20 protein-coding genes are annotated in these 20454 nt (G+C 71.6%); 6 read left to right on the top strand and 14 right to left on the bottom strand.

Features of this window, described 5'->3' with window-relative positions; genetic code table 11:
• Positions 1-9: 9 nt before the first annotated feature.
• The 6 genes from ASF71_RS07170 to ASF71_RS07195 form a co-directional block, all read right to left on the bottom strand.
• Positions 10-3432, bottom strand: a complete 3423-nt coding sequence (locus tag ASF71_RS07170; protein WP_056297254.1) for an efflux RND transporter permease subunit — start codon at positions 3430-3432, stop codon at positions 10-12.
• Complete coding sequence (locus tag ASF71_RS07175) at positions 3429-4721, bottom strand: efflux RND transporter periplasmic adaptor subunit (RefSeq protein ID WP_056297257.1); 1293 nt, start codon at positions 4719-4721, stop codon at positions 3429-3431. Before ASF71_RS07175 ends, ASF71_RS07170 begins: the two co-directional genes overlap by 4 nt.
• On the bottom strand, positions 4718-5761 hold the full coding sequence (locus ASF71_RS07180) for a TolC family protein (RefSeq protein ID WP_056297262.1): 1044 nt from the start codon (positions 5759-5761) through the stop codon (positions 4718-4720). Before ASF71_RS07180 ends, ASF71_RS07175 begins: the two co-directional genes overlap by 4 nt.
• A complete protein-coding gene (locus tag ASF71_RS07185; RefSeq protein ID WP_235514207.1) occupies positions 5758-7278 on the bottom strand; it encodes a TolC family protein in 1521 nt (506 codons plus the stop codon). The genes ASF71_RS07180 and ASF71_RS07185 overlap by 4 nt, the downstream gene beginning before the upstream one ends.
• Before the next feature lie 85 nt (positions 7279-7363).
• Positions 7364-7960, bottom strand: coding sequence for a TetR/AcrR family transcriptional regulator (locus tag ASF71_RS07190; RefSeq protein ID WP_056297266.1), 597 nt, complete (start codon positions 7958-7960; stop codon positions 7364-7366).
• A gap of 46 nt (positions 7961-8006) precedes the next feature.
• The gene (locus tag ASF71_RS07195) at positions 8007-8909 is read right to left on the bottom strand and encodes an RluA family pseudouridine synthase (RefSeq protein ID WP_056297269.1); all 903 of its coding nucleotides are present in this window, start codon (positions 8907-8909) and stop codon (positions 8007-8009) included.
• A 121-nt stretch (positions 8910-9030) separates the two neighbouring features.
• Here ASF71_RS07195 and ASF71_RS07200 point away from each other — a divergent pair, with 121 nt between their 5' ends.
• Together ASF71_RS07200 and ASF71_RS07205 are read left to right on the top strand one after the other, a co-directional pair.
• A complete protein-coding gene (locus tag ASF71_RS07200; RefSeq protein WP_056297272.1) occupies positions 9031-9792 on the top strand; it encodes an FAD-dependent oxidoreductase in 762 nt (253 codons plus the stop codon).
• Positions 9789-10781: a tRNA (guanosine(46)-N(7))-methyltransferase TrmB gene (locus tag ASF71_RS07205; RefSeq protein WP_056297276.1), complete on the top strand. Its 993-nt coding sequence runs from the start codon at positions 9789-9791 to the stop codon at positions 10779-10781. The genes ASF71_RS07200 and ASF71_RS07205 overlap by 4 nt, the downstream gene beginning before the upstream one ends.
• Here the strand turns inward: ASF71_RS07205 and ASF71_RS07210 are convergent.
• Positions 10775-11197 carry a hypothetical protein gene (locus ASF71_RS07210; RefSeq protein WP_056297279.1) on the bottom strand — a complete coding sequence of 141 codons (423 nt, stop codon included), beginning with the start codon at positions 11195-11197 and terminating at the stop codon, positions 10775-10777. The two genes, ASF71_RS07205 and ASF71_RS07210, sit on opposite strands and share 7 nt — an antisense overlap.
• 195 nt (positions 11198-11392) lie before the next feature.
• Between ASF71_RS07210 and ASF71_RS07215 the strand changes: the two genes are divergently transcribed.
• Positions 11393-11689, top strand: a complete 297-nt coding sequence (locus ASF71_RS07215) for a hypothetical protein (protein ID WP_056297282.1) — start codon at positions 11393-11395, stop codon at positions 11687-11689.
• A gap of 83 nt (positions 11690-11772) precedes the next feature.
• On the top strand, positions 11773-12720 hold the full coding sequence (locus ASF71_RS07220) for a methyltransferase (protein WP_369814978.1): 948 nt from the start codon (positions 11773-11775) through the stop codon (positions 12718-12720).
• 27 nt (positions 12721-12747) lie between these two features.
• Here the strand turns inward: ASF71_RS07220 and ASF71_RS07225 are convergent, their stop codons facing one another.
• From ASF71_RS07225 to dcd, 5 genes are all read right to left on the bottom strand, one after another.
• Positions 12748-13617: a VOC family protein gene (locus tag ASF71_RS07225; RefSeq protein ID WP_056297289.1), complete on the bottom strand. Its 870-nt coding sequence runs from the start codon at positions 13615-13617 to the stop codon at positions 12748-12750.
• 103 nt (positions 13618-13720) lie between these two features.
• The gene (locus ASF71_RS07230; protein ID WP_235514209.1) at positions 13721-14137 is read right to left on the bottom strand and encodes a hypothetical protein; all 417 of its coding nucleotides are present in this window, start codon (positions 14135-14137) and stop codon (positions 13721-13723) included.
• Between the two features lie 65 nt (positions 14138-14202).
• Entirely contained in the window at positions 14203-14424 is a 222-nt protein-coding gene (locus ASF71_RS07235; protein WP_056297295.1) for a hypothetical protein, read from the bottom strand.
• A 74-nt stretch (positions 14425-14498) separates the two neighbouring features.
• A complete protein-coding gene (locus ASF71_RS07240) occupies positions 14499-14993 on the bottom strand; it encodes a GNAT family N-acetyltransferase (RefSeq protein ID WP_056297298.1) in 495 nt (164 codons plus the stop codon).
• 5 nt (positions 14994-14998) lie between these two features.
• Positions 14999-15562 carry a dCTP deaminase gene (gene dcd / locus ASF71_RS07245; RefSeq protein WP_056298290.1) on the bottom strand — a complete coding sequence of 188 codons (564 nt, stop codon included), beginning with the start codon at positions 15560-15562 and terminating at the stop codon, positions 14999-15001.
• Between the two features lie 69 nt (positions 15563-15631).
• Here dcd and ASF71_RS07250 point away from each other — a divergent pair, with 69 nt between their 5' ends.
• Positions 15632-16390 (top strand): metallophosphoesterase, encoded by a 759-nt coding sequence (locus tag ASF71_RS07250; protein WP_056297301.1) that lies wholly within the window; start codon positions 15632-15634, stop codon positions 16388-16390.
• Positions 16391-16394: 4 nt separating this feature from the next.
• Positions 16395-17477, top strand: a complete 1083-nt coding sequence (locus tag ASF71_RS07255) for a DUF4163 domain-containing protein (RefSeq protein ID WP_235514211.1) — start codon at positions 16395-16397, stop codon at positions 17475-17477.
• A 1-nt stretch (position 17478) separates the two neighbouring features.
• Here the strand turns inward: ASF71_RS07255 and ASF71_RS07260 are convergent, their stop codons facing one another.
• Both ASF71_RS07260 and lepA read right to left on the bottom strand, forming a co-directional pair.
• A complete protein-coding gene (locus tag ASF71_RS07260; protein WP_056297304.1) occupies positions 17479-18432 on the bottom strand; it encodes an MBL fold metallo-hydrolase in 954 nt (317 codons plus the stop codon).
• A gap of 112 nt (positions 18433-18544) precedes the next feature.
• Positions 18545-20359, bottom strand: coding sequence for a translation elongation factor 4 (gene lepA / locus ASF71_RS07265; protein WP_056297308.1), 1815 nt, complete (start codon positions 20357-20359; stop codon positions 18545-18547).
• Between the last annotated feature and the right edge of the window lie 95 nt (positions 20360-20454).

Consider the following 20454-nt stretch of genomic DNA (forward strand, 5'->3'; position numbering starts at 1 on the left):
CGCGGCGCTTCAGTCCCCGGCCACCAACCCCCCTTCCAGGGGTTCGGGTTTGGGGTCGGGCTTCAACCTCTTGCGCTCGAAGAGCCAGAAGACGCTGGGCACCACATAGAAGGTCAGCAGCGTGCTCGTGATGACGCCGCCCAGAATCACGATCCCCAGGCCCCGGCGGAACTCGGCGCCGTCGCCGTGCCCCAGCACGAGCGGAATGCTGATGACCAGCACGGTCAGGGTGGTCATCAGGATGGGCCGGAAACGCAGTTCGGCCGCTTCGAGCAGCGCCTCGCGCAGCGGCAGGCTGCGGGCGCGCTCGGTCACGAATTCGAGATACAGAATCGAGTTCTTGGTCGAGAGGCCGAGCAAAATGACCATCCCCAGCACCGTGATCACGTCGAGATCGGCCCCGAACAGGTGCAGGGTCCACAGCGCGCCCACGATGGCGAGCGGAATGGGCATGAGCAGGTAGATGGGGTAGCGGAACGAGTTGAACTGCGAGCCCAGCACGAGGTACGTGAGCAGGATCGCCGCGATCATGATGACCGGCCCGTAGAAGATCAGGTCGCTCGTCAGGCTGCCCACCCCGACCGAACTGGCGTTGCCCAGCGTGACCCCGCCCGCGAGCAGCCCGGCGGCGGTGGCTTTCTGAATGATCTCGTTCTGGTAGGCGAAGGCGTTGGGGCCGCCCGGCACAAGGTTGATGTCGAAGGTGGCGGTGTAGGCCTTGTTCAGGCGGCGCAGCGTGGCCGGGGCCTCGCCGGTCTCGAAACGTCCGAGCTGCGACAGGGGCAGGTTGGCCCCCAGGGCCTGCGAGTACACGGTCTGCGAGAGCAGGCTCTGCTCGCCCTGGATGCGCGCCGGGTCGAGCTTGACCACGATGTCCACGCTGCGGTCGCCGTCGCGCACGCTGCCGGCCACCGAGCCGTCGTTGTAGGTGCGCAGGGCCTGGGCCACGTCGGTCGCGCTCAGGCCGGTGCCCGAGAGCTGCTCGGCGCTCGGCACGAAGGTCCGTTCCTCGCGGGTGTTGGCCTGGCTGCTCTCGACTGTACGGATGTTGGGGTCTTCCTCCAGCAGCCCCAGCAGGGTGCGGGCGCGCTCGGCCAGCAGCGCCTGGTTGGGGGCGCTCATTGCCAGACTCACGTCGGCCTCGCCGCCGGGGGCCAGCGACTCGCCGCCCACGCGCAGGCTGGTGCCTGGCACCCGCGCGGCGATGGGCTGCAATTCGTCGGTGTAGCGGGTGGTCAGTTCCTCGATGCCGGGGCGCTCCTCCTTGCCCACCAGCGTCACGGTCAGGGCGGCCACGTTGCCCGACGTGCTCAGCGACTGCTGGCCCTGGCCCACGCTGGTCTGGACCAGGCGGACCTCGGGGTGACCGAGCAGCTTCGCTTCCATCTGGCGGGTCATGGCATCGGTGGTGCTCAGGGTGGTGCCGGAGGGCAGCTCCAAGTTGACCCCCAGGACGCCGCTGTCGCTCTTGGGCACGAAGCCGAAGCCCACGCCGCGCAGCGCCAGCGGAGCGCTCAGCAGGAACAGCCCCGCGATCAGCAGCACGATACCGGGCCGTTTCAGCGCGCCGCCCAGGGTGCGGGCGTAGGCCTTCGCCACCCGCAGCACGGCGCGGTTGGTCAGGCCGTGCAGCGTGCCAGTAAGGGCTTCGAGCAGGGCGTACAGCGCCGTGACCACGTAGCGCACCAGCGCCAGCACGGCCGGGGCCAGCAGCACGCTCAGTACGGCGACTGCGGCGGCCGGCCAGCCCAGCCCGCGCAGTGCGAAGAAGGTCACGGCGCCCGCCAGGATCAGCCCGAGCCAGCCGGGGACGGTTTTTACGCCGCGCAGGGCGGCCAGGAAGAAGGTCGGCAGCAGCCCCAGCGTGCGCGGCACGTCGGCCCAGGTCAGGACCTTGGGTTCGCGGGTGTAGGCCATGCGCACGGTGAGGAACAGCAGGCTCTCGAGCCAGCTCAGGGCGATGGCGGCGGCGATCCCCAGCCCGAACTGGCTGAAGAACTGCCCCAGGATGCCCGGCATGAAGCTCAGCGGAATCAGCACGGCGAGCAGCGAGAAGGTCGCGGCCGTCACGGCCGAGAAGACTTCCGAGCCGCCCAGCAGCACGCTGCGCACCGGGCCGTAGCCCAGGTCGCGGTAGCGCTGCACGTTCTCGGCGACGACGATCGAGTCGTCCACCACGATGCCGATGGCGACGATGATCGCCAGCAGCGAAATCAGGTTGAAGGTCACGCCGATCAGCCCGAACAGCAGCGGTGCGGCGCTGATGGAGATCGGAATGGCGATGATCACCGACAGCACCGTGTTGAGCCGCCCCAGGAACAGCAGGCAGATGACGCCTACCGCCGCCACGGCGATGAGGAACTCGTTGAAGGTGTCGCTGACCGTCGCGCGGGTCTGCTCGGTGGTGTCGCTGGCGACGGTCAGCCGGTAGCCGGCGGGCAGCGGCTGGGCTTCCATCGCGGCGCGCACGTCGCGGGCGACCGCCACGCTGTTGCTGCCGCTGGCCTTGCGCACGGCGAGCAGCACCGCCGGCTGGCCGTTCACGCGCGCCAGGCTGCCGGGGGCGGCGCTCGTGTCGCGCACGCTCGCCACGTCCGAGACCCGCAGGCCGCTGGAGGCGTCGAGCGTGATGGCCGACACGTCGGAGGCGCTGCGCGGCGTGTTGCGGGTGCTCAGCGAGGTGGCGCTGCCTCCCTGGGTCAGCGACCCCGCCGGCAGGTCGAGCGCCGAGGCGCCGATGGCCCCCGTGACCCGCGCGGGCGTCAGGCCGTAGTTCTGGAGGCGCAGGGGGTCGAGCAGCACCTGCACCTGCCGTTCGGGGCCGCCGCTCAGGGTCACGTCGGCCACGCCCTCCACCCGTTGCAGCCGGGGCACCAGGGTGTCCTCGGCGTAGGTGGTCACGCCCTCGGGCGCGGCGCGGCCCCCCAGCAGCGCCAGGGTCAGGATGGGGGTGGCGTTGGGGTCGAACTTCTGCACGACCGGGGCGTCGGCGCCGGCCGGCAGCGTGCCCCGGATGGCCGCGACCGCCTGCGACACGCTGTTGGCGGCCGAGTCGACGTTGATGCCGTCGGCGAAGCTGATGACCACGGCCGACTGCCCGTTCACGCTCGTCGTGTTGATGTCGCTCACGCCCGCCAGGGTGCTCACGGCGTCCTCGACGCGGCGGCTGACCTCGCGGTCCACCTGATCCGGGTTGGCGCCGGGATAGCCGGTGCTGACCGCCAGCACCGGTACCTCGAAATTGGGCAGCAGGTCCACGCCCAGGCGGGTCGTTGAGACCAGCCCCAGCAGCGCGACCATCACGAAGATGCCGATGGAGAAGACGTAATTGCGCACGCTGAAGCGCACGAGCGGATTGACCCCCGGTTCCGGCGTGCCGTCGGGCAGTTTGCCGCGCGGCGCGTTGAACTCGGCCGATTCACGCACGCTCATGGCTGGCTGCCCTCACCGGAGGCCGGAGCCGCCGGCACTGCCGCCGCGGAGCGGCCCGCTTCGACTGCGTCGCCGTCCTGCAGGCTGGCCGGCACCGGGCTGATGACCCGCGCGCCGGCCTCCAGACCAGTCACGGCGGCCTGGGCCCCGGCCTCGGCCACGACCGTCACGGGCTGCCGCCGCGCCACGCCGTTTTCGGCGACATACACGCTGTTCTCGCCGCCGTCGCTTTGCACCGCCGTGCCCGGCACGAGCACGCCGCGTCCGAGCGCCGCGCGGTAACGCACCTGCGCCGAGGCGCCCACCGGCAGCCGCTCGCCGCCCTGCACGTTGGCGGTGACCGGCACCAGGCGGTCGGTGCCCGCCACTGCCGGGTTGCCGCGCACCACGGCCACATAGTTCACGCCGCCGTAGCCGAGGTTGAGCCGGGTGCCGTCGGTGAGGGCCGCCGCGTCGGCGGGCGGCACGTTGAAGCGCGCCTGAATGCTCGCCGGGTCCACCAGCCGGAACACGGTGCTGCCCTGCGCGGCGAACTCGCCTTCCTCGACGCCGATGTCCGCCACGACTCCGGCAAAGGGCGCGCGGACCTGCGTGCGCGCGAGGTTCTGATCGGCTTGGCGCACGCCCGCCTGCGCGGTGTCGAGCTGCGCGCGTTGCAGCGGCACGCTGGCCTGCGCGCTGCGGCCGTTCTGGGCGAGGTTCTGCCGGGCCTGGGCCAGGGCGCCCTGCGCCTGCGCCAGCGCGGCGCGCGCCGCTTGCAGGTCCGCGAGGCTGATGCCCCCGAGGCTGTAGAGGTTCTCGCTGCTCTGCGCGCTCTGGGTGGCCTGCGCGAGGCTGGCCTGTGCCGAGGTCACGGCCGCCTCCAGCGCTCCGCCCGACCCGGCCACGTTCTGCTGCGTCTGCTGAAGGCTGATCTGCGCCTGCTGCACCTGGAGGCGGGCATTTTCCAGCGCCTGACGCTGCGTGGTGTCGTCGAGCTGCACCACGACCTGCCCGGCCGCGACCCGCTCGCCCTCGTCCACCAGCCGGGCACGCACGGCCCCGCCGGCCTGCGCCGCCACCTGACTGTCACGCACCGCGCGGATGTTGGCCGCCACGCTGCGGTTGGCGCTCAGGGTGCCGCTGCGGGCCGTCACGGTGCTCACGGCCAGCCGGGTGGTCTTGGGCGGCGCGGCGTCGAGGTCGTTGCGCGCCGCCTTGCCGGAGGGCGAGCAGGCCGCGAGCAGCGCGCCCAGGGTCAGGGCGGCCAACGTCAGGGCCGGCGTTCCAGTACGGGGTCGGGGGCTCATCGCACCAGTCCGGTCTGGTCGAGACCCGAGGCGACCCCCAGGCCCGCGAGTGCGCGCCACAGGCCGTTCTGCGCCTGCTGCACGCCGAAGTTGGCCTGCTGTGCCTGGACCTGCGCCTGCTGCACCTCGACGGCGGCGGCGGTGCCGGCCCGCAGCCGGGCCTGGGCCTGGGTCAGGGCGGTCTGGGCGTTGCGGGCCTGGGCCTGCGCTACCCCGATCTGCTGCCGGGCGTTCTCGACCGCGCGGGCTGCGTCGCGCACGCCCGTCGCGGCGGCGCGCGCAGCGTCGTCCAGGCTGCGCTGGGCGTTCGCCAGGGCCACCTGGGCGTCCTGCAACGTGCGCGCCGGGGTGTAGTCGTTGTTGGCGACGCGCACCTGCAGCGCCGCGAGTTCGGCGCCCTGCGCTGCCTGCACCAGCCCGCTCAGGCGGGTGTTCAGGCCGCTCTGCAACGTGGCAACAGTCCCACTGGCGGCCGGGGGCATGGGCAATGGGGCCAGGGTCAGCTCGGTGCCGGTCGCCAGCCCCAGCGTGCGCGACAGCCCCGCGCGCAGCACCGGCACCTGCGCCTGCGCGTCGGCGAGTTCCTGGCGGTCGCTGTTCAGGGCGGTCTGCACGCGGCTCACGTCCAGGGCGGTCGCCACCCGCGAGGCGAGGCGCGCCTGTGCGATCTGGAGATTGCGGGTGTCCAGGGCGACCTGCGCCGTGTTCAGGCTCACGCGCCCGGCCGCTTCCGAAGCCGCAACGTACTGCGTGATCACCGTCTGGGCCACGTTCAGCTTGGCGGCGTTCAGTGCCGCGAGCCCCGCCGCCGCGCCCTGCTCGGCCTGGGTCAGCGTCGTGATGATGGAGGTGGGGTCGGCGCGCACCGCCCGCAGGTTGGCCTGGGCCTTTTGCAGGTTGGCGCGGGCGGTCGTTACGTCGGGGCCGCTGTCCAGCGCGCGGGCCACCGCCGAGGGCAGCGTGAGGGTCAGGGCGGTCTGGGCCTGAGCGGCGCTCAGGGTCAGGGCGGTCAGTAGGGCAAGGGCGGGGCGGGTCTTCATGGGCGTGCTCCTGAATCGGTGGGAAGGGTCTGGGTTGAAGGGGCTGGAGCGGAAGGGTTGGGCAGTGCGGGCGGCAGGCTGCCCAGCAGCGCCGGGTCGAGTTCGCCGGTCGCCTGGGCCAGGGCCAGCGCACTCAGGGCGCGGTCCTGCGCGGCGCGGTCCAGCGCCTGCGCGGCCTGGGCGAGATTCAGTTCGGCCTGCGCGACTTCCAGCGCGGTGCCGAGGCCGGCGTCCAGACGGGCGCGCGCACTCTGCAGCGCGACGGCGGCCTGGTCCTGCGCGAGTTGCAGGGCGCTCAGGGCGCCGCGCGCGTTCTGAAGGTCCGAGAAGCGGGTCCGGACCTCCAGCTCGACGCCCAGGCGGGCGTTCTCCAGCGCGAGGGCGGCCTGTTGCGTACCGAGCACCGCCTGTGCGGCGGCCTGTGGACGGCCACTGCCCAGCAGTGGGAAGGTCCCGGTGAGGCTCAGGGCCACGCCACTGGGGACCGCGTCCGTGTTGCGCAGCGGCAGGCTGACCTGCGCGCCCAGCACGCCAGTCTTGAAGTTCAGGCTGCCCGACACGAGCCGCCCCGGATTGCCCTGGGCGTCGCTGAGCTGCCCGGCCTGCACAGCCGCCGTCAGGTCCGGCAGCGTGGCGTCGAGCCGCGCGGCGGCCAGCCCGGCCTGGGCGTCGGCCAGGCCGGCCAGCGCGCGGACGATCTCGGGGCGGGCCGCGGCGGCGCGGGCCAGCAGGGCGGCCTCGTCGGTAGCGGCGCCGTCCAGCGTAGGCAGCGCCGCGAACTCGGCAGCCGTTCCCGGCAGCGTGACCGGCGTGCCCAGCAGCCGCGCCAGGCTCTGCGCCGCACTCTGCACGCCGCGCGCGGCCTGGGCCTGGGCAGCCTGGGCCTGCGCCAGCGCGCCCCGGCTCTGGAGCAGGCTTTCTTCGGGAATCAGGTTCTGGGCGCGCCGTGCCTGCGCCGTTTCCAGCACCCGGGCGCTCAGGGCCGCGCCCGTGTCGGCCAGCGCCAGGGCCTGGGCCGCGCTGCGCGCTCCGGCGTAGGCCTGGGCCGCCTGCAGCGTCAGGCTGGCCCGCGCCGAGCGCAGGTCGGTGGCAGCGGCGCCCAGCGCGCGTTCGGCGCTGCGGACTCCTTCCAGCGCGGGCGACCAGGGCAGCACGCTGATCCCGGCACTCAGGGTCACGGTGCCGCTGCTCTGCCACGCGCCGTTCTCCCAGGGGACGCGCACGAGCGCGGCGTTGGCGCCCGCACTCAGGCTCAGGCCGGCGCGGGTGCGGGCACTGTCCAGCGAGAGCTGCGCGGCGCGGTAGCTCAGGTCGGCGGCCCGCCAGCCTGGTGACTGCCGCAGCCCGGCCAGCACGGCGTTCAGTGAGGTGAGGGGAGCGGACGAGGAGGAGACGGGTGCGGCGACCGAGGCAGGTGTTGCCTGGGCGGGCGCCGTCTGGGCCGCAGCGACCGACCCCGGCAGGAGGGGCACGACTAGCAGGCCGGCCAGCAGAAACGGAAGGGAACGTGTGGGCATAGAACCTCGGGCGAGAGGACGGGAAGAACCCGCCCGGAGACGGTCATTAATGAGTCGGGGCTTTTTTACCGGCATGGGCGGGGGCCTAGGGGGCCATGCCCGGCCACAGCAGGTCGAGCAGGCCGCGCACGTACCGCCCCTGGTCGATGGACAACCGGCGCGTGTCGGGTGTGAGGAGGTAGGCGTCGTAACCGTGCATGGTCAGGCTGCCCATCAGCGTGAGGGCGGTGAGGTCGGCGTCGAGCGGCCGCACCCGGCCCAGGGCGATCTCGGCGCGCAGGTAGGCGGCGAGGGCGTCGAGGTCGTGGCGCAGCGGATGTTCGAGGCGCTGGAGCAGGGTGTTGTGGCTGGGGTCGTGACCGCGCGCGAAGACGGTGGTGAGCAGCGGCACGACCCGCTCCATCTCGGAGATGATGGACATCGCCACGTCTTCGAGGGTGCGCCGCACCTCGCCCTGGCCGGTGCGGGCCTGCAACTCGTCTTGCCAGGTGGACCGCTGGTGCAGGCCCAGCGCGGCCTCGAACAGGTCCTCCTTGCTCGCAAAGCGCTTGAAGAGGGTACCTTCCGACACCCCCGCCCGGCGCGCGATCTCGGCAGTGGTCGCCGAAAATCCCTGTTCCAGAAACACTTCCCTGGCCGCGTCCACCACCTGTTCGTCGGAAATCGTTCGTGGTCGGGCCATAAGTGAGTATTTACTTATTAATTAGCGCTTCCATGTGTAGTCCGGCTCACATCTGGAGTTCGGGGGGCGGCGGCGCCTCCAGCGTGAGGCACTGGCCGGTGCCGGGGTGCCGGAAGCCCAGGCGCCAGGCGTGCAGCAGGTAGCCGCCGTCACCGGGCAGCCCCGGCAGCTCGGGCAGGGGCCCGCCGCCGGGGGCGTACAGCGGGTCGCCCTGCAGCGGAAAGCCCGCCCAGGCCACGTGAATGCGGATCTGGTGGGGCCGCCCGGTGTGGATGTCCACGGCCAGCAGCGTCTCGCCCACGCCCAGGGCCTGTGGCCGGCGCTCCAGCACCCGCGCGGCGGAGTGCGAGGCCTTGCCGGCCGGGCTGGCCGCGTATACCTCGCCCAGCCGGGGGTGCGCCACCGGGCCGATGGGCGCGGTGATCTCCAGCGTGTCCCAGCTGGGCAATCCGGCGACCAGGGCGAGGTAGGTCTTCGTGACCTCGCGCTCCCGCCACGCCGCCGAGAGGGCCGCGCCCGCCGTTTCTCCCCGCGCGAACAGCACCAGCCCCGACGTGCCGCGCCCCAGCCGGTGCAGCGGCGAGGCGCCGGGAAAGTGCCGCCGGACCTGGTGCAGCAGCGTGTGCTCGTAAAAGCCGCCGCCCGGCAGCGTGGGCAGCCCGGAGGGCTTGGTCACGGCGAGCAGTGAGGCGTCCGCGAACAGCACCCCGAACTCCAGCGGCGCGTCCGGCTCCTGCCAGGGCGGGCGGTGCCACACGACCTCCTGACCGGGGCGCAGCGCTTCATCGCCCGTGGCCCGCACGCCGCCGACCTCGATCTCGCCCGCCGCGAGCCTCTGGGCCCATACCTCGGCGGCCGAATGCCGGAATGTGCCCGTGAGATACGCCAGCAGGCTCACGCCGCCGCGCTGAACCTGCGAGTGGTAGGAATAGCCGGCGTTGAGGGCCATGCGTGACAGGCTACGCCCGGCCCGCGGATGCCCCGCCCATGAGGCCCCCGCACCACCCTCGCCGCGTCCTGTCCGGGAGGAACCCGCCTGTCTCTGGACCGGGTGCTCTACACTCGCCTGCGTGACCTTCTTCGCCTCCTCTCCCCGCAGCCAGCCGCAGCCGGGGCACCTGTACGACGTGGCGGTGGTCGGCGCGGGCCTCGCGGGCACCGAGCTGGCGTGGCGGCTGGCCCGTGCGGGCCGCGACGTGCTGCTCGTGTCGCAGGCCCTCGACCACCTGGGCAACCTGTACGCGCCGACCATCCAGGGCGCGGGGTTCCCGGACGGCAGTCTCTTCGCCGAGGTGGCCGCTGCGGTGGCCCCCGACACCGACGGCTGGACCTTTCACCGGCAGCTCAAGGCGCGCGTCGAGGCCACCGCCGGCATCCACCTGCTTCAGAGCACCGTGACCGAACTCGACGAGGAAGACGAGCAGGTCGTCCTCTCGACCTGGGAAGGGCCGCCGCTGCGGGCGCGCGTGGCCGTGCTGGCGGTGGGGGCCTTTCTCAAGGGCCGCCTGTTGATCGGGGACACGATGGAGGAGGCCGGGCGGCTTTCCGAGGTCGCCTACGACTTTCTGGCCGATGACCTCACGCGCAGCGGCGTGTGGCTCGTCGGCGCCGAGGCCCACGCGGCGGCGGGCGAGGGCGCGCCGCCTTACGACGTGCGTTTCCTGACGCCCGCGCCTTCCGAGCTGGACGGCTTCCGGGTCAACCGCCTCGCGCGGGTGCGGATGCTCGGGCGCTGCACCCCCGGCGAGCACACCTACGCCTCGGTGCTGGGCGACGCCGCACGTCTCGCGGCCGAACTGCTGTCCGAGGTTCCGGGAGGGGAGGCCGCATGATCTATCAGCTCGGCGACTTCCACTTTCCCGACGATCCCGCGCGCCTCTACCCGCACACCCCGGAGCGCCCCTGGGTGCTGGAGGTCGGTTTCGGGGACGGGCACTTCTGGCCGCACTATGCCCGCACCTTTGCCGAGGCGCCCAACTACCTGGGGGTCGAGATCTCGGGCGTGTCGCTCCTCAAGGCCAACCGCCGCCTGAGAGACGCGGGCCTGGAGAACGCCATCGTGACCAAGCTGCCGGCCGACGTGCTGGTGCGCGAGGTGGTGCCGCCGCGCAGCCTCACGGAAATCGTCGTGAATTTTCCCGATCCCTGGCCCAAGCCGGGGCATACCGAGCACCGGCTGCTGCGCGCGCCCTTTTTCCGGCTGGCGGCGAGCCGGCTGCGGGACGGCGGCGCGGTGCTCCTGACCACCGATCACGACGAATACTTCGAGTTCGCCTGCGCCGAGGCCGAGGCCAGCGGCGTCATGCGCGCAGAGCATGTGGCTCCGCCCGCCGCCGCCCTGGAGACCAAGTACGCCCGCAAGTGGCGCGACCTGGGGCTCTCGGCGCACCATGTCCGCTTCGTGGCGACCGCGCACCCCAGCGTGCCGGGCGGCACCTTCACCCCCTACCCGGAGAACGAGACCGACGTGCCCCACGCCATCCTGAAGCTGCCCGCCGCTTTTGCGCCCACCGATTTCGACAAGCGGACCGCCCACGCGCCCGTGCGCGGCCTCGACAGCACTCCGGGCTGGACGGTCGTGTTGCTCGACCTGTACGCCAGCCTGCGCCGCGACGGCTGGGTGGTGCAGGCCCACGTCGTCGAGGCGGAGCTGACCCAGGAGGTCCTGATCGGCGTGACCGGCCGCGAGGACGGCACCCACCTCGTGCGCCTCGCCCGCTTCGGCGGCCCGATCATCACGCCCGGCGTCAAGGCAGCCGTGGGCGTGGTGACGGCCTGGCTGGAAGACGGGGGCGCGCAGGTGACCCACCGGGGCTACTGAGGCGCGGGTTCCGGCGCCCCCTCCGGCAGGTCGGCCGTCGCCCCGCGGTAGGCCGCCTGCACCTTCTTGAGGCCCGGCGCCAGGGCCAGGGCCTGAAGCAGCGGCCCGCGTAGCCGCAGTTGGCCCGAGCGCACGGCCTCGACCGGCCCGAGCTCGCCGCGCCAGAAGGCATGCGCGGCCTCGCCACTTTCGAGCTCGAACACGAGGTCGCTGTCCTGGCTGCGCGCTTCGTCGCCGCTGCTCAGGTGGGCCGTCTGGCCGTCTCGGCCGTCCACCCGCACGCAGGCCTCGGGACCGTGAATCAGGAAGGTCACGGCGAGGCGGCGTCCGACGGGCGTGTCGTCTCCCGCCGCCAGAAAGACCCGCCGCAGCAGCGTCTCCAGGTCGGCGCCGTTTCGGAAGGGAAGGTCAGGCACAGGTGCAGCTCAGCGCGGGCGCATGCGGCTCACCGTAGCCCACCTGACAGAGTGGGGGTGGGGCGCAAAGCCGGTCCTCTTAGCCGATTTCTCACAGCGGGGGCGGGCGTACACTCCGCGCGCGGGCCGAGTGGTGACATGTTTGGGCACCACGTCCGCTCGCCTACCCCCCCACTTTCAGCAGGAGGACAGACCATGAACAGCCAACTCCAGAGCACCATCCAGGCCCTTTCCGGCGGCCTCACCACTGTGGACGCCGACACGGCCGTCTCCAACGTCTCGAGCTGGCACAGCGCCCTGAGCGGCGCGGCAGGCGCCGAGAACGTCGTGGCTGGTCTGGCCGAACTCAAGGCCGCGCTGGAAAGCGGCAACCTGGAAGAAGCCGCCAACCTCCTGCCCAACCTGGGCAGCGAAGTCGAGGCGATCGTCTCGGCCGCGCCCGCCGAAGACCAGGCTGGCCTGCGCCAGCTCGCCGGCATTCTCAAAGGCTGAGCCACGTCCATTAGCCCCCCGCCCCTGTCGGCGGGGGTTTTTCGTGGCTGCGCGCCCGTGCGTTATGCTGCCGCCCCGTGCCCCTGACGTTTACCCACGAACCGCTGTCCGAGATCGTGCCTGCCGTGCGTGCGGCCCTGCGGGACGGCGAGGCGGCACTTGACGTGCCCGACCCCGATCTGGGCCTGGGCCTGTATGCGGGCGAGACGGGGCCGGCCGGCACGCACCGTCCCTGGGCCGTCTGGGCCGACCTGGCTGATCTGCTGGGCGCCCACCTGCTGACCCCCGAGCGCCTGCCGGGGGGTCGGGTGCGCGTGCGGTTGCGGTCCCGGCCCCCCGGCCCCGATCCCGACGCGGCGGGTTACGGAGCGGGCGGCGACTGGGCGCGGGTGGACAAGCTCGAAGACCCGGTGTTTCTGCACACCTTCGTCGAGGCGCTGCGGCGCGTGGACCCCCCGCCCGGCGGGCGCGTGCTGGCCCTGGGCGTCAACGCGGGCCGCGAGCTCGACGCCCTGGCCCTGGCCCTGCCAGGCCGCGTGCTGGAGGTGGTCGGCGTAGACCTTGACGCGTCGGCGCTCGCGGCGGCCTCGGCCCGTCATCCGCAGGGCACTTTCGTGCCGCTCGACGTGAACGAGCTGCCCCGGCCCGAGCTGGGCCGCTTCGACCTCGTGCTGGCCCTGAGCCTGCTCCAGAGTCCGGGGGTGCGCCAGGACGTGCTGCTGGCCACGCTCCGCCGCTATCACCTCACGCCGGGCGGCGGCCTGATCTTGGGCTACCCCAACGCGCGTTACCGGGCCGGCGAGCTGAGCTACGGCGCCCGGATGCGCAACTTTGCCCGGCCCGACCTGAGCCTGCTGGCCGCCGACGTGAGTGCCGCCCGCCGGGGCCTGCATGGCCGCGGGTTCAAGGTGTTCGTGACTGGCAAGTATGAGGTGCTTGTGACGGCCATTCCCGCTGGGGCAAGCACGCCGACCGGACTGGAGGCCGTGTGGGACAGTGTGCCCGCTACGACTCCCACTGGAACGGCCTAGCTCCGCCGCCCCGGAGCACCGGGAGGCTCAGCCCTGAAACACCGTGACCACGTTGCCCCAGGGGTCGCGTAGCCGCAGGTGGTCGCCCCCGTCCTGTACGTCTGGCTGGCCCTGGAGGCGTTCGCGGACCAGAGCGAGATCGGGGGCGTACAGTTCGACGCCGCCCAGCCCGGCGGCCGGGGTCTGCGGGCGGCCCTGGCCCGCCGTATGCCACTCGTTCAGGCCGAGGTGGTGGTGGTACCGGTCCCAGGACAGGAAGGCCGCGCTTCCCAGGTCGGCCACCACGTCCATGCCCAGCAGGGCACCGTAGAACCGGGCCGCCTGCGCCGCGCTGCCTACCTTGAGGTGCACGTGGCCCACGCGCGTTCCCGCTGGAGCACCCGCGTAGGCCGGAAAGTCAGGGTTTTCCAGGGCGCCCGCGGCCAGGCCCGCCTCGGCCAGTACGGCGGCGGCGTCCACGGCCACGGTATCCATCCGCACCTGGCCGTCCTCCCAGGTCCAGTCCGCCGCTGGGCGGTCGGCGTACACCTCGATGCCGTTGCCCTCGGGGTCCGAGAGGTAGAAGGCCTCGCTCACCAGGTGGTCGCCGCTGCCGATCCGCAGGCCCGCGCGCGCGGCGTGCGCCAGCCAGCGCCCGAGGTCAGCGCGTGTGGGGAGCAGAAAGGCGGTGTGGTACAGCCCGGGCCGGGAAGCGGTGGGAGCGGGCAGTTCCGGCGCCGCCTTCAGACGCAGCAGCGGTGTGCCGTGTGCTTCCAGGACGACCTCTCCGGAGGTCTCCTGCGTCCGGGTCAGACCCAGCAGGTTCATGTAGAAGGCGCTCAGGCCCAGCAGGTCGCGGGCCAGCAGGGTCACGGCTCCGACACGGCGGATCGCGGGCAGGGAAGAGGCAGCAGTCATAGGACCACAATACTTCTACAGCTTTAAAAAATCAACTGATTGGTAAAATAATGTTGAGACCTCTGGTCCTGGAGGCATTGCTCGTCGGGCAGACTCACCGGTGTCACTGACCCTGAGACCGGCGGTGCACCGTCCGGCCAGCGCGCCACACGAGCCACATCAGCAGGGGTTGTAGGGGCAGGCGGCCCCATGCCACGGCCGGAGAAACGTGGAAGCGTTCCGGGAACTGGGCCATGTAGATGTTGGCCGGAAACACCGCCACGAGCAGGGCCAGTAGCCCCCAGCGCGCCGCCGGGCGGGTGGCGGGGTGCAGCAGGCCTAGCCCGCCCGCGAGTTCGGCTGCGCCGCTGATGAGGGTTGCGGCGCGTGGCGACAGGGGCAGGCCAGGCGACACGATCTGGTCGAAGAAACGCGGCGTCACGAAATGCAGGGTCCCCGCCGCGACGAACAGCGCCGCAAGCAGCAGCACACCTGGGCTCGGCCGGGCCGACTCGCCGCGCGGAGAATGGAGCAGGGTCACGGGCATCCTCCCCGGGTACAGCAAAGGGCCGGAGCCTCCAGGGGCCCCGGCCGGGTTGGTGGACTTCAGCCCTGCTGGGTAGCGGGGACGTTGCGCGCTTCTTCTACGTCCTGCTTTTCCTTCAGGCCGTCGTGCTCGGTGTTGCGCGCAGCGTTGGCCTCGCGGTCGTTGGCACCCTTGAAGGAAGGCTTGCCGTCGTGCTCGATCTCGTGCACTTCCTTCTTGTTGCGGTCGTATTCGCCGGGCTGGCTGGTGTGGCCCTTGTTCTTGTCGTCTTTGTCAGGCATGCGGTCAGCCTGACAGCCCGGGCACCGCCCAACCCGCAGAGAATCTCAAGTCCCGTTCAGAGATGAAGGGGCGCTCAAGCCGGCGAGCGGTAGACATGCATCCGCGGTGAGGTGCCGTCCGGGTTCTGCCACGGGGCGTCCAGGGTGGCGACCCGCACCCAGCCCTCGGTCTCGTAGAGCCGTATAGGCCCTACCGACGCGGTGTGGACATCCAGAATCGCCCGCCGGCCGAGTGCCCGTGCCCCGGCCCAGGCGGCGCGGAACAGCGCGCGGGCCAGGCCCTGCCCCTGCGCCGCCGGAGCGACGAACAGCCGCGACAGGACGGCGACCTCGGAGGCCTCCAGACCTGCCGAGGCGGCCCAGTCGGGTGGCGGCTCCCCGGCCCCGCGCAGCGTTACCTGCCCCACCGGCACGCCGCCGAGTTCGGCCACCCAGGCCCCCAGGCCGGGCGGCGCGACGAAGGCGGCGGGATCGGCCGGCCACACCGAGGGGTAGGCGTCAGTGACATGAACCGCGCGCAGGGCGGCGCACAGGGCCGGAAGGTCGCTGTCCTGGCGGGCCCGGATCACGGAGGCTACAGCCGGGGCAGGGTCACGCCCTGCTGGCCCTGGTACTTGCCCTGGCGGTCGCCGTAGGTCGTCTCGGGGCGCTCGCCCTCGAAAAACAGGAGCTGCACGCAGCCCTCGTTGGCGTACATCTTGGCGGGCAGCGGCGTGGTGTTCGAGAACTCCAGGGTGACGTGGCCCTCCCAGCCGGGTTCCAGCGGAGTCACGTTGGCGACGATGCCGCAGCGGGCATACGTCGACTTGCCCAGCGCCACGACCATCACCGTGTCGGGAATGCGCATGTACTCCAGGCTGCGCGCCAGCACGAACGAATTGGGCGGAATGATGATCTCGGCCGCCCGGATGTCGATGAAGGCCCGCTCGTCGAAGGCCTTGGGGTCCACGATGGTGTTGCCGTGCGCGTTGGTAAAGACCTTCCACTCGTCGGCGCAGCGCAGGTCATAGCCGAAGGAGCTCAGGCCGTAGCTGATGACGCTCGCGTTTTCGGCGGTACGGATCAACCGGTCTTCGAAGGGGGCGATCATGCCCGCTTTCGCCAGTTCGCGGATTCGCCAGTCGGGCAGAATGCTCATGCGGCCCATGCTAGCCGCTTCTGAACAGCCGGCGACCACGGGGGCCCGCTGTCCCGTACCCTGTGTGGCGTGCGAGTGGCGGTCATCAGCGATGTTCACGGCAATGCCTACGCCCTGGAGGCCGTGCTGGCCGAGGTCCGGGCCGCCTCGCCCGACCTGACCGTGAACCTGGGTGACCAGGTCGAGGGTGCGGCGGACCCGGCGCGGGCCTACGCCCTGCAGGCCGCTCTGGGCGCGGCCGAGGTGCGCGGCAACAACGAGGAGAAACTGTGGCCCGGCGGCCGGCGCAGCCCGGTCTCGCGCGATTTCGGGGCGTGGCTCGGGACGCAGGTGGGTACGGCGGCCCTGGAGCGCCTCGCCGCGCTGCCGCTCACGCTGCGGGCGGGGGGGCTGTTCGTGTGCCACGGATCGCCCACGAGCGCCTGGGAGCACCTGCTATGGGTCTGGGACCACGGCCGGCCGGGCGAGGCGGGGTTCTACCGGTCGCGTGACCCGCGCGAACTGCGCGCCCTGGTAGAGCCGTTGGGGACCGAGGTCGTGCTGTGCGGGCACACCCACCGCCCCGGCGCGACCCGTGTGGGCGACACCCTGGTGGTCAATGTGGGCTCGGTGAGCGACCAGGCCGACGGCGATCCGCGGGCCCGCTGGACCCTGCTGGAGCGCCGGGGGGGCCACTGGACGACCGAGTTCCGCGCGGTCGCCTACGACGTGGAGGCAGCAGTGGCCTGGGGCCGGGCAAACTCGCCGTTCGGGGAGTATCTGGAGCCCCTGCTGCGCACCGGCAGTCTGGAAGGCCGGGGCGATACGGCGCTGCCCGGAGTACCTTAAGGCCATGACCCTGCGCCGCGCCGCTGCCCTGCTGGCCCTCGCCCTGTGTGCCTCGGCCGGCGCGCAGGACCTGCGTGAATGCGGCGGCTCGCCCGGCCTGCCCGCCTGGGTCAAGACCGGAACCTTTCAGGGGACGCTGGGGGGGCGGCCGGTCGCGCTGGCCCTGGACCGGCAGCAGACCGATCAGGCCTATTTCTATACGCGCTACAACGTGGACATCTCGCTGACCCCCTTCCAGTCGGGCAACGTCCTGATCCTCCAGGAAGAAGTCTGGCAGGGACCGGGCGACGGCCTGAAGGTCACCGGCTGCTTCACCCTGCGGCCCTCGGGCACGGGCCTGAGCGGCGAGTGGCGCAGGACAGTGAAGGCCGCGCCCCTGCCTGTGCGGCTCACGGCGCTGAACGTGGCGGGAGTACCCCTCCAGAACTCCTCCTCGCCGGGCCTGCTGAAGCTGCGCGCCGAGAACCCGCTGGCGTTTCTGAAACTGAACCGGCCCTGGGCCGCGGCGGCGAACGGGCGCAGCGTGCGCGAGCCGGTCTCGGGCCTGAGCTACCCGCAGGTGCCGGGGGCAGGGGCGGGGCTGCGCGCCGCGCTGCAGGACCGGCTGCTGGAGAATGCCGAGAACGCCCTGGACTGCCGCTCGCGTCTCGGCGCTTCGGACGAGGACGACGGCTACGAACTGACGGCGACCGTGACCTTAAACACTGCGCGCCTGCTGAGCGTGCGCGAGGACGTGTGGTACTACTGCGGCGGCGCGCATCCCGACAACTACACCCTGGGCCTGATTTTCGACCGCGCGACTGGGCGGCCCGTCGCCCCCGGCGCGATCTGGAAGGGCCTGACCCCCGCGCGGCAGAAGGCGCTGTATCTCGCGGCCTTCACCCCCGATCCCGAATGCCGCGGCGTTTTGAACGAGATGGCGCCGGACTTCACCGCCAACCTGAGCAAGAGGGGGCTGGAGCTGACCCCCACCTCGCTGCCGCATGTAGTCGTGGCCTGCGGCGAGACGGCGACCGTAACCTACAGCCGCCTGCGCGACGAGGCGAATCCGGCGTCGCCCTACTTCGGCGAGTTCTACCCCCGCTGAGTCACCTGCGGCGGCGCGGCGCGAGGAACCACAGCGCCCCCAGGCCGGCCAGTGCGGCCAGTACGTAGGTCCGCAGGGGGTCGGGTGCTCCGGCCCGGGCGCGGGCGACCGGCACCGGGTGGCGGCGGTACCAGCCGCGCGGTGGGCGGGCCGCTTCGTCGAAGTTGCGCGCCAGCCGGGTCAGCTCCTGGGTCAGCTCGGCGCCCGACATGGGGTTGCCGTGGCCGGTGGCGGCCAGTTCGGGGTCCAGTGCGGCCAGCGCGCGCACCGAGTCACGCGCCGCGTCCCAGTTGGGGGTGTAGTAGGGCGGGGGACGCTGCACCACGGTGGGTTCCAGCCGCAGCGCGCCGCGCACCCGCTCCTGGGGCGTGGTCACGAAGGCGTCGCCCGCGACTAGCGTGCGGTCGGCCTCCCGCCACAGCGAGACGTGCCCACTGCTGTGGCCCGGCGTGTGCAGCCAGCGCCACCCCGGCAGGTGCGGCACCTCGCCTCCGTCCGGCAGGGCGCGCACCTGCGGCCGGAAATCGAAGGGACCGGGCAGGAAGGCGGGCGAGAGCAGGCTCATGCCGCCGCCTACCGTGGGGTCGGGAAAGGGATAGGGCGCCTCGCCGCTCAGGTATGGCAGCTCCAGCGGGTGCACGTACACCGGCACCCACCAGTGGCGCAGTAACGCGTGCAGGGCGCCTACGTGGTCGAGGTGCCCATGGGTGAGCAGGATGGCGCTCGGCGCCCGGTCGCCGTGGACCTGCGCCGCGGCCCGGCGGATCAGGCCCGCTGTGCCGGGCATCCCCGCGTCCACCAGCACCCAGTCTCCGCTTGGCTGGCCCAGCAGGTAGGCGTTCACCAGGGGCAGCCGCACGCGCATCACGTCGGGGCGCAGAACCTGAACGCCGCCAAAGGTCGGAACGGGCGGCGCGGGGGGACGGGGCAGGGCCGGGCGGTGGGGGTCGCTCATGGCCCCGACGTTAGGCAGCGGGCATGAGCGCAACCCGCCACTCCTGCAAAGCCGCCCTGAACTGACCAGGAGAAAACCGGCCCCCGCAGGGACCGGTCCTCCGGAGCCTGGCTTACTCGTCGGTGCTCAGCACGGCCAGGAAGGCTTCCTGGGGCACCTCGACCGTCCCGAACTGCTTCATGCGGGCGCGGCCCTTCTTCTGCTTGTTGAGCAGCTTTTTCTTGCGCGAGATGTCGCCGCCGTAGCACTTGGCGAGCACGTCCTTGCGGAAGGCCTTGACTGTGGCGCGGGCGATGATCTTGCCGCCGATGGTCGCCTGGATCGGCACGGGAAACATCTGGCGCGGAATAACCTCCGCCATCTTGTCCACGATCTTGCGGCCCAGGCCGTAGGTCTTGGTCTCGTGGACGATGACGGCCAGCGCGTCGATGACCTCGTTGTTGACCATGATGTCCACCTTGAGCAGGTCGCCCTCGCGGTAGCCGATCTGCTCATAGTCCATGCTGGCGTAGCCCCGGCTGATGCTCTTGAGGCGGTCGTGGAAGTCGTAGAGGATCTCGCCGAAGGGCACCTCGTACAGCAGTTCCACGCGCTTGCCCACATAGTTCATGGTCTGCATGGCGCCCCGGCGCTCCTGCAGGAGCTGCATGACCGGCCCCACGAACTCCTCGGGCAGCATCACCGAGAGCTTGATGTACGGTTCCTCGATGTTGCTGATGCGGTCGCGGGTCGGGAACTCGGCCGGGTTCTGGGTCTCGAAGATGTCGCCGTTGGTCAGGGTGACGCGGTAGATCACGGCGGGGGCGGTGGCAATCAGGTCGAGGTCGTACTCGCGCTCCAGCCGCTCCTGAATGATCTCGGCGTGCAGTAGTCCCAGGAAGCCGCAGCGGAAGCCGAAGCCCAGCGCCTCGGAGGTCTCGGGCTCGAAACTGAAGGCCGCGTCGTTGAGCTTGAGCTTTTCGAGCGCCTCGCGCAGCTTGCGGTAGTCCTCGGTGTCGGTGGGGTACAGGCCCGAGAACACCACCGGCTGCGCGGGCTTGAAGCCGGGGAACGGCTCGGTGGTGGGGTGCTCGCGGTCTGTGATGGTGTCGCCCACCTGCGCGTCGTGGATGTCCTTGACCCCGGCGGCGATCCAGCCCACCGACCCGGCGATCAGGCGGTCGCCCACGACCAGGCCCGGCGTGAAGGTGCCGACCTTGTCCACGTCGAAGCCCTTGCCGTTGGAGAACAGGGTGATCTTGTCCTTGGCCTTGACGGTGCCTTCCAGCACGCGCACGAACAGGATCACGCCCTGGTAGGCGTCGAAAAACGAGTCGAAGATCAGGGCCTTGAGCGGCGCGGCGGGGTCGCCGGGGGGCGGCGGAATGCGGTCGACGATGGCTTCGAGGATGTCGGGTACGCCCACGCCCGTCTTGCCCGAGGCGAAGACGGCGTCCTCGGCCGGAATGCCGATCACTTCCTCGAGTTCGCGCGCGGCGCCCTCGGGGTCAGCGGCGGGCAGGTCGATCTTGTTGATGACCGGCACGATCTCGAGGTTGCTGTCGATGGCGAGGTACGCGTTCACGATGGTCTGCGCCTCGACGCCCTGCGAGGCGTCCACGAGCAGCAGCACGCCCTCGCAGGCAGCCAGGGAACGCGACACCTCATAGTTGAAGTCCACGTGGCCGGGCGTGTCGATGAGGTTGAAGACGTATTCCTCACCGTTTTCCCGTCGGTACTCCAGCCGGATGGGCGTCGACTTGATGGTGATGCCGCGCTCGCGCTCCAGTTCGAGGGTATCGAGGGTCTGGTCGCGTTTGTCGCGCTCGCCCATGGCGCCCAGCCGCTCCAGAATGCGGTCGGCCAGCGTGGACTTGCCGTGGTCCACATGGGCGATGATGGAAAAGTTGCGAATATTCGCGTTGGAAGCGGCGGGGCCTTCGGTCACACAGAAGAGTCTAGTGCACAACGGCGCAAGGGGATTGTGGGCGGCGGGAACAGGGGAGGTGCAGGTGTCCAGGCCCGCGCGAGACAGGCCCGGGG

The organism is Deinococcus sp. Leaf326, from assembly GCF_001424185.1.
Taxonomy (GTDB): domain Bacteria; phylum Deinococcota; class Deinococci; order Deinococcales; family Deinococcaceae; genus Deinococcus.

Excerpts from the sequence above, each read along its gene's own strand:
- ASF71_RS07170 (WP_056297254.1), bottom strand. The coding sequence starts at position 3,432 with ATGAGCGTGCGTGAATCGGCCGAGTTCAACGCGCCGCGCGGCAAACTG.
- ASF71_RS07175 (WP_056297257.1), bottom strand. The coding sequence starts at position 4,721 with ATGAGCCCCCGACCCCGTACTGGAACGCCGGCCCTGACGTTGGCCGCC.
- ASF71_RS07180 (WP_056297262.1), bottom strand. The coding sequence starts at position 5,761 with ATGAAGACCCGCCCCGCCCTTGCCCTACTGACCGCCCTGACCCTGAGC.
- ASF71_RS07185 (WP_235514207.1), bottom strand. The coding sequence starts at position 7,278 with ATGCCCACACGTTCCCTTCCGTTTCTGCTGGCCGGCCTGCTAGTCGTG.
- ASF71_RS07190 (WP_056297266.1), bottom strand. The coding sequence starts at position 7,960 with ATGGCCCGACCACGAACGATTTCCGACGAACAGGTGGTGGACGCGGCC.
- ASF71_RS07195 (WP_056297269.1), bottom strand. The coding sequence starts at position 8,909 with ATGGCCCTCAACGCCGGCTATTCCTACCACTCGCAGGTTCAGCGCGGC.
- ASF71_RS07205 (WP_056297276.1), top strand. The coding sequence starts at position 9,789 with ATGATCTATCAGCTCGGCGACTTCCACTTTCCCGACGATCCCGCGCGC.
- ASF71_RS07215 (WP_056297282.1), top strand. The coding sequence starts at position 11,393 with ATGAACAGCCAACTCCAGAGCACCATCCAGGCCCTTTCCGGCGGCCTC.
- ASF71_RS07225 (WP_056297289.1), bottom strand. The coding sequence starts at position 13,617 with ATGACTGCTGCCTCTTCCCTGCCCGCGATCCGCCGTGTCGGAGCCGTG.
- ASF71_RS07235 (WP_056297295.1), bottom strand. The coding sequence starts at position 14,424 with ATGCCTGACAAAGACGACAAGAACAAGGGCCACACCAGCCAGCCCGGC.
- dcd (WP_056298290.1), bottom strand. The coding sequence starts at position 15,562 with ATGAGCATTCTGCCCGACTGGCGAATCCGCGAACTGGCGAAAGCGGGC.
- ASF71_RS07255 (WP_235514211.1), top strand. The coding sequence starts at position 16,395 with ATGACCCTGCGCCGCGCCGCTGCCCTGCTGGCCCTCGCCCTGTGTGCC.
- ASF71_RS07260 (WP_056297304.1), bottom strand. The coding sequence starts at position 18,432 with ATGAGCGACCCCCACCGCCCGGCCCTGCCCCGTCCCCCCGCGCCGCCC.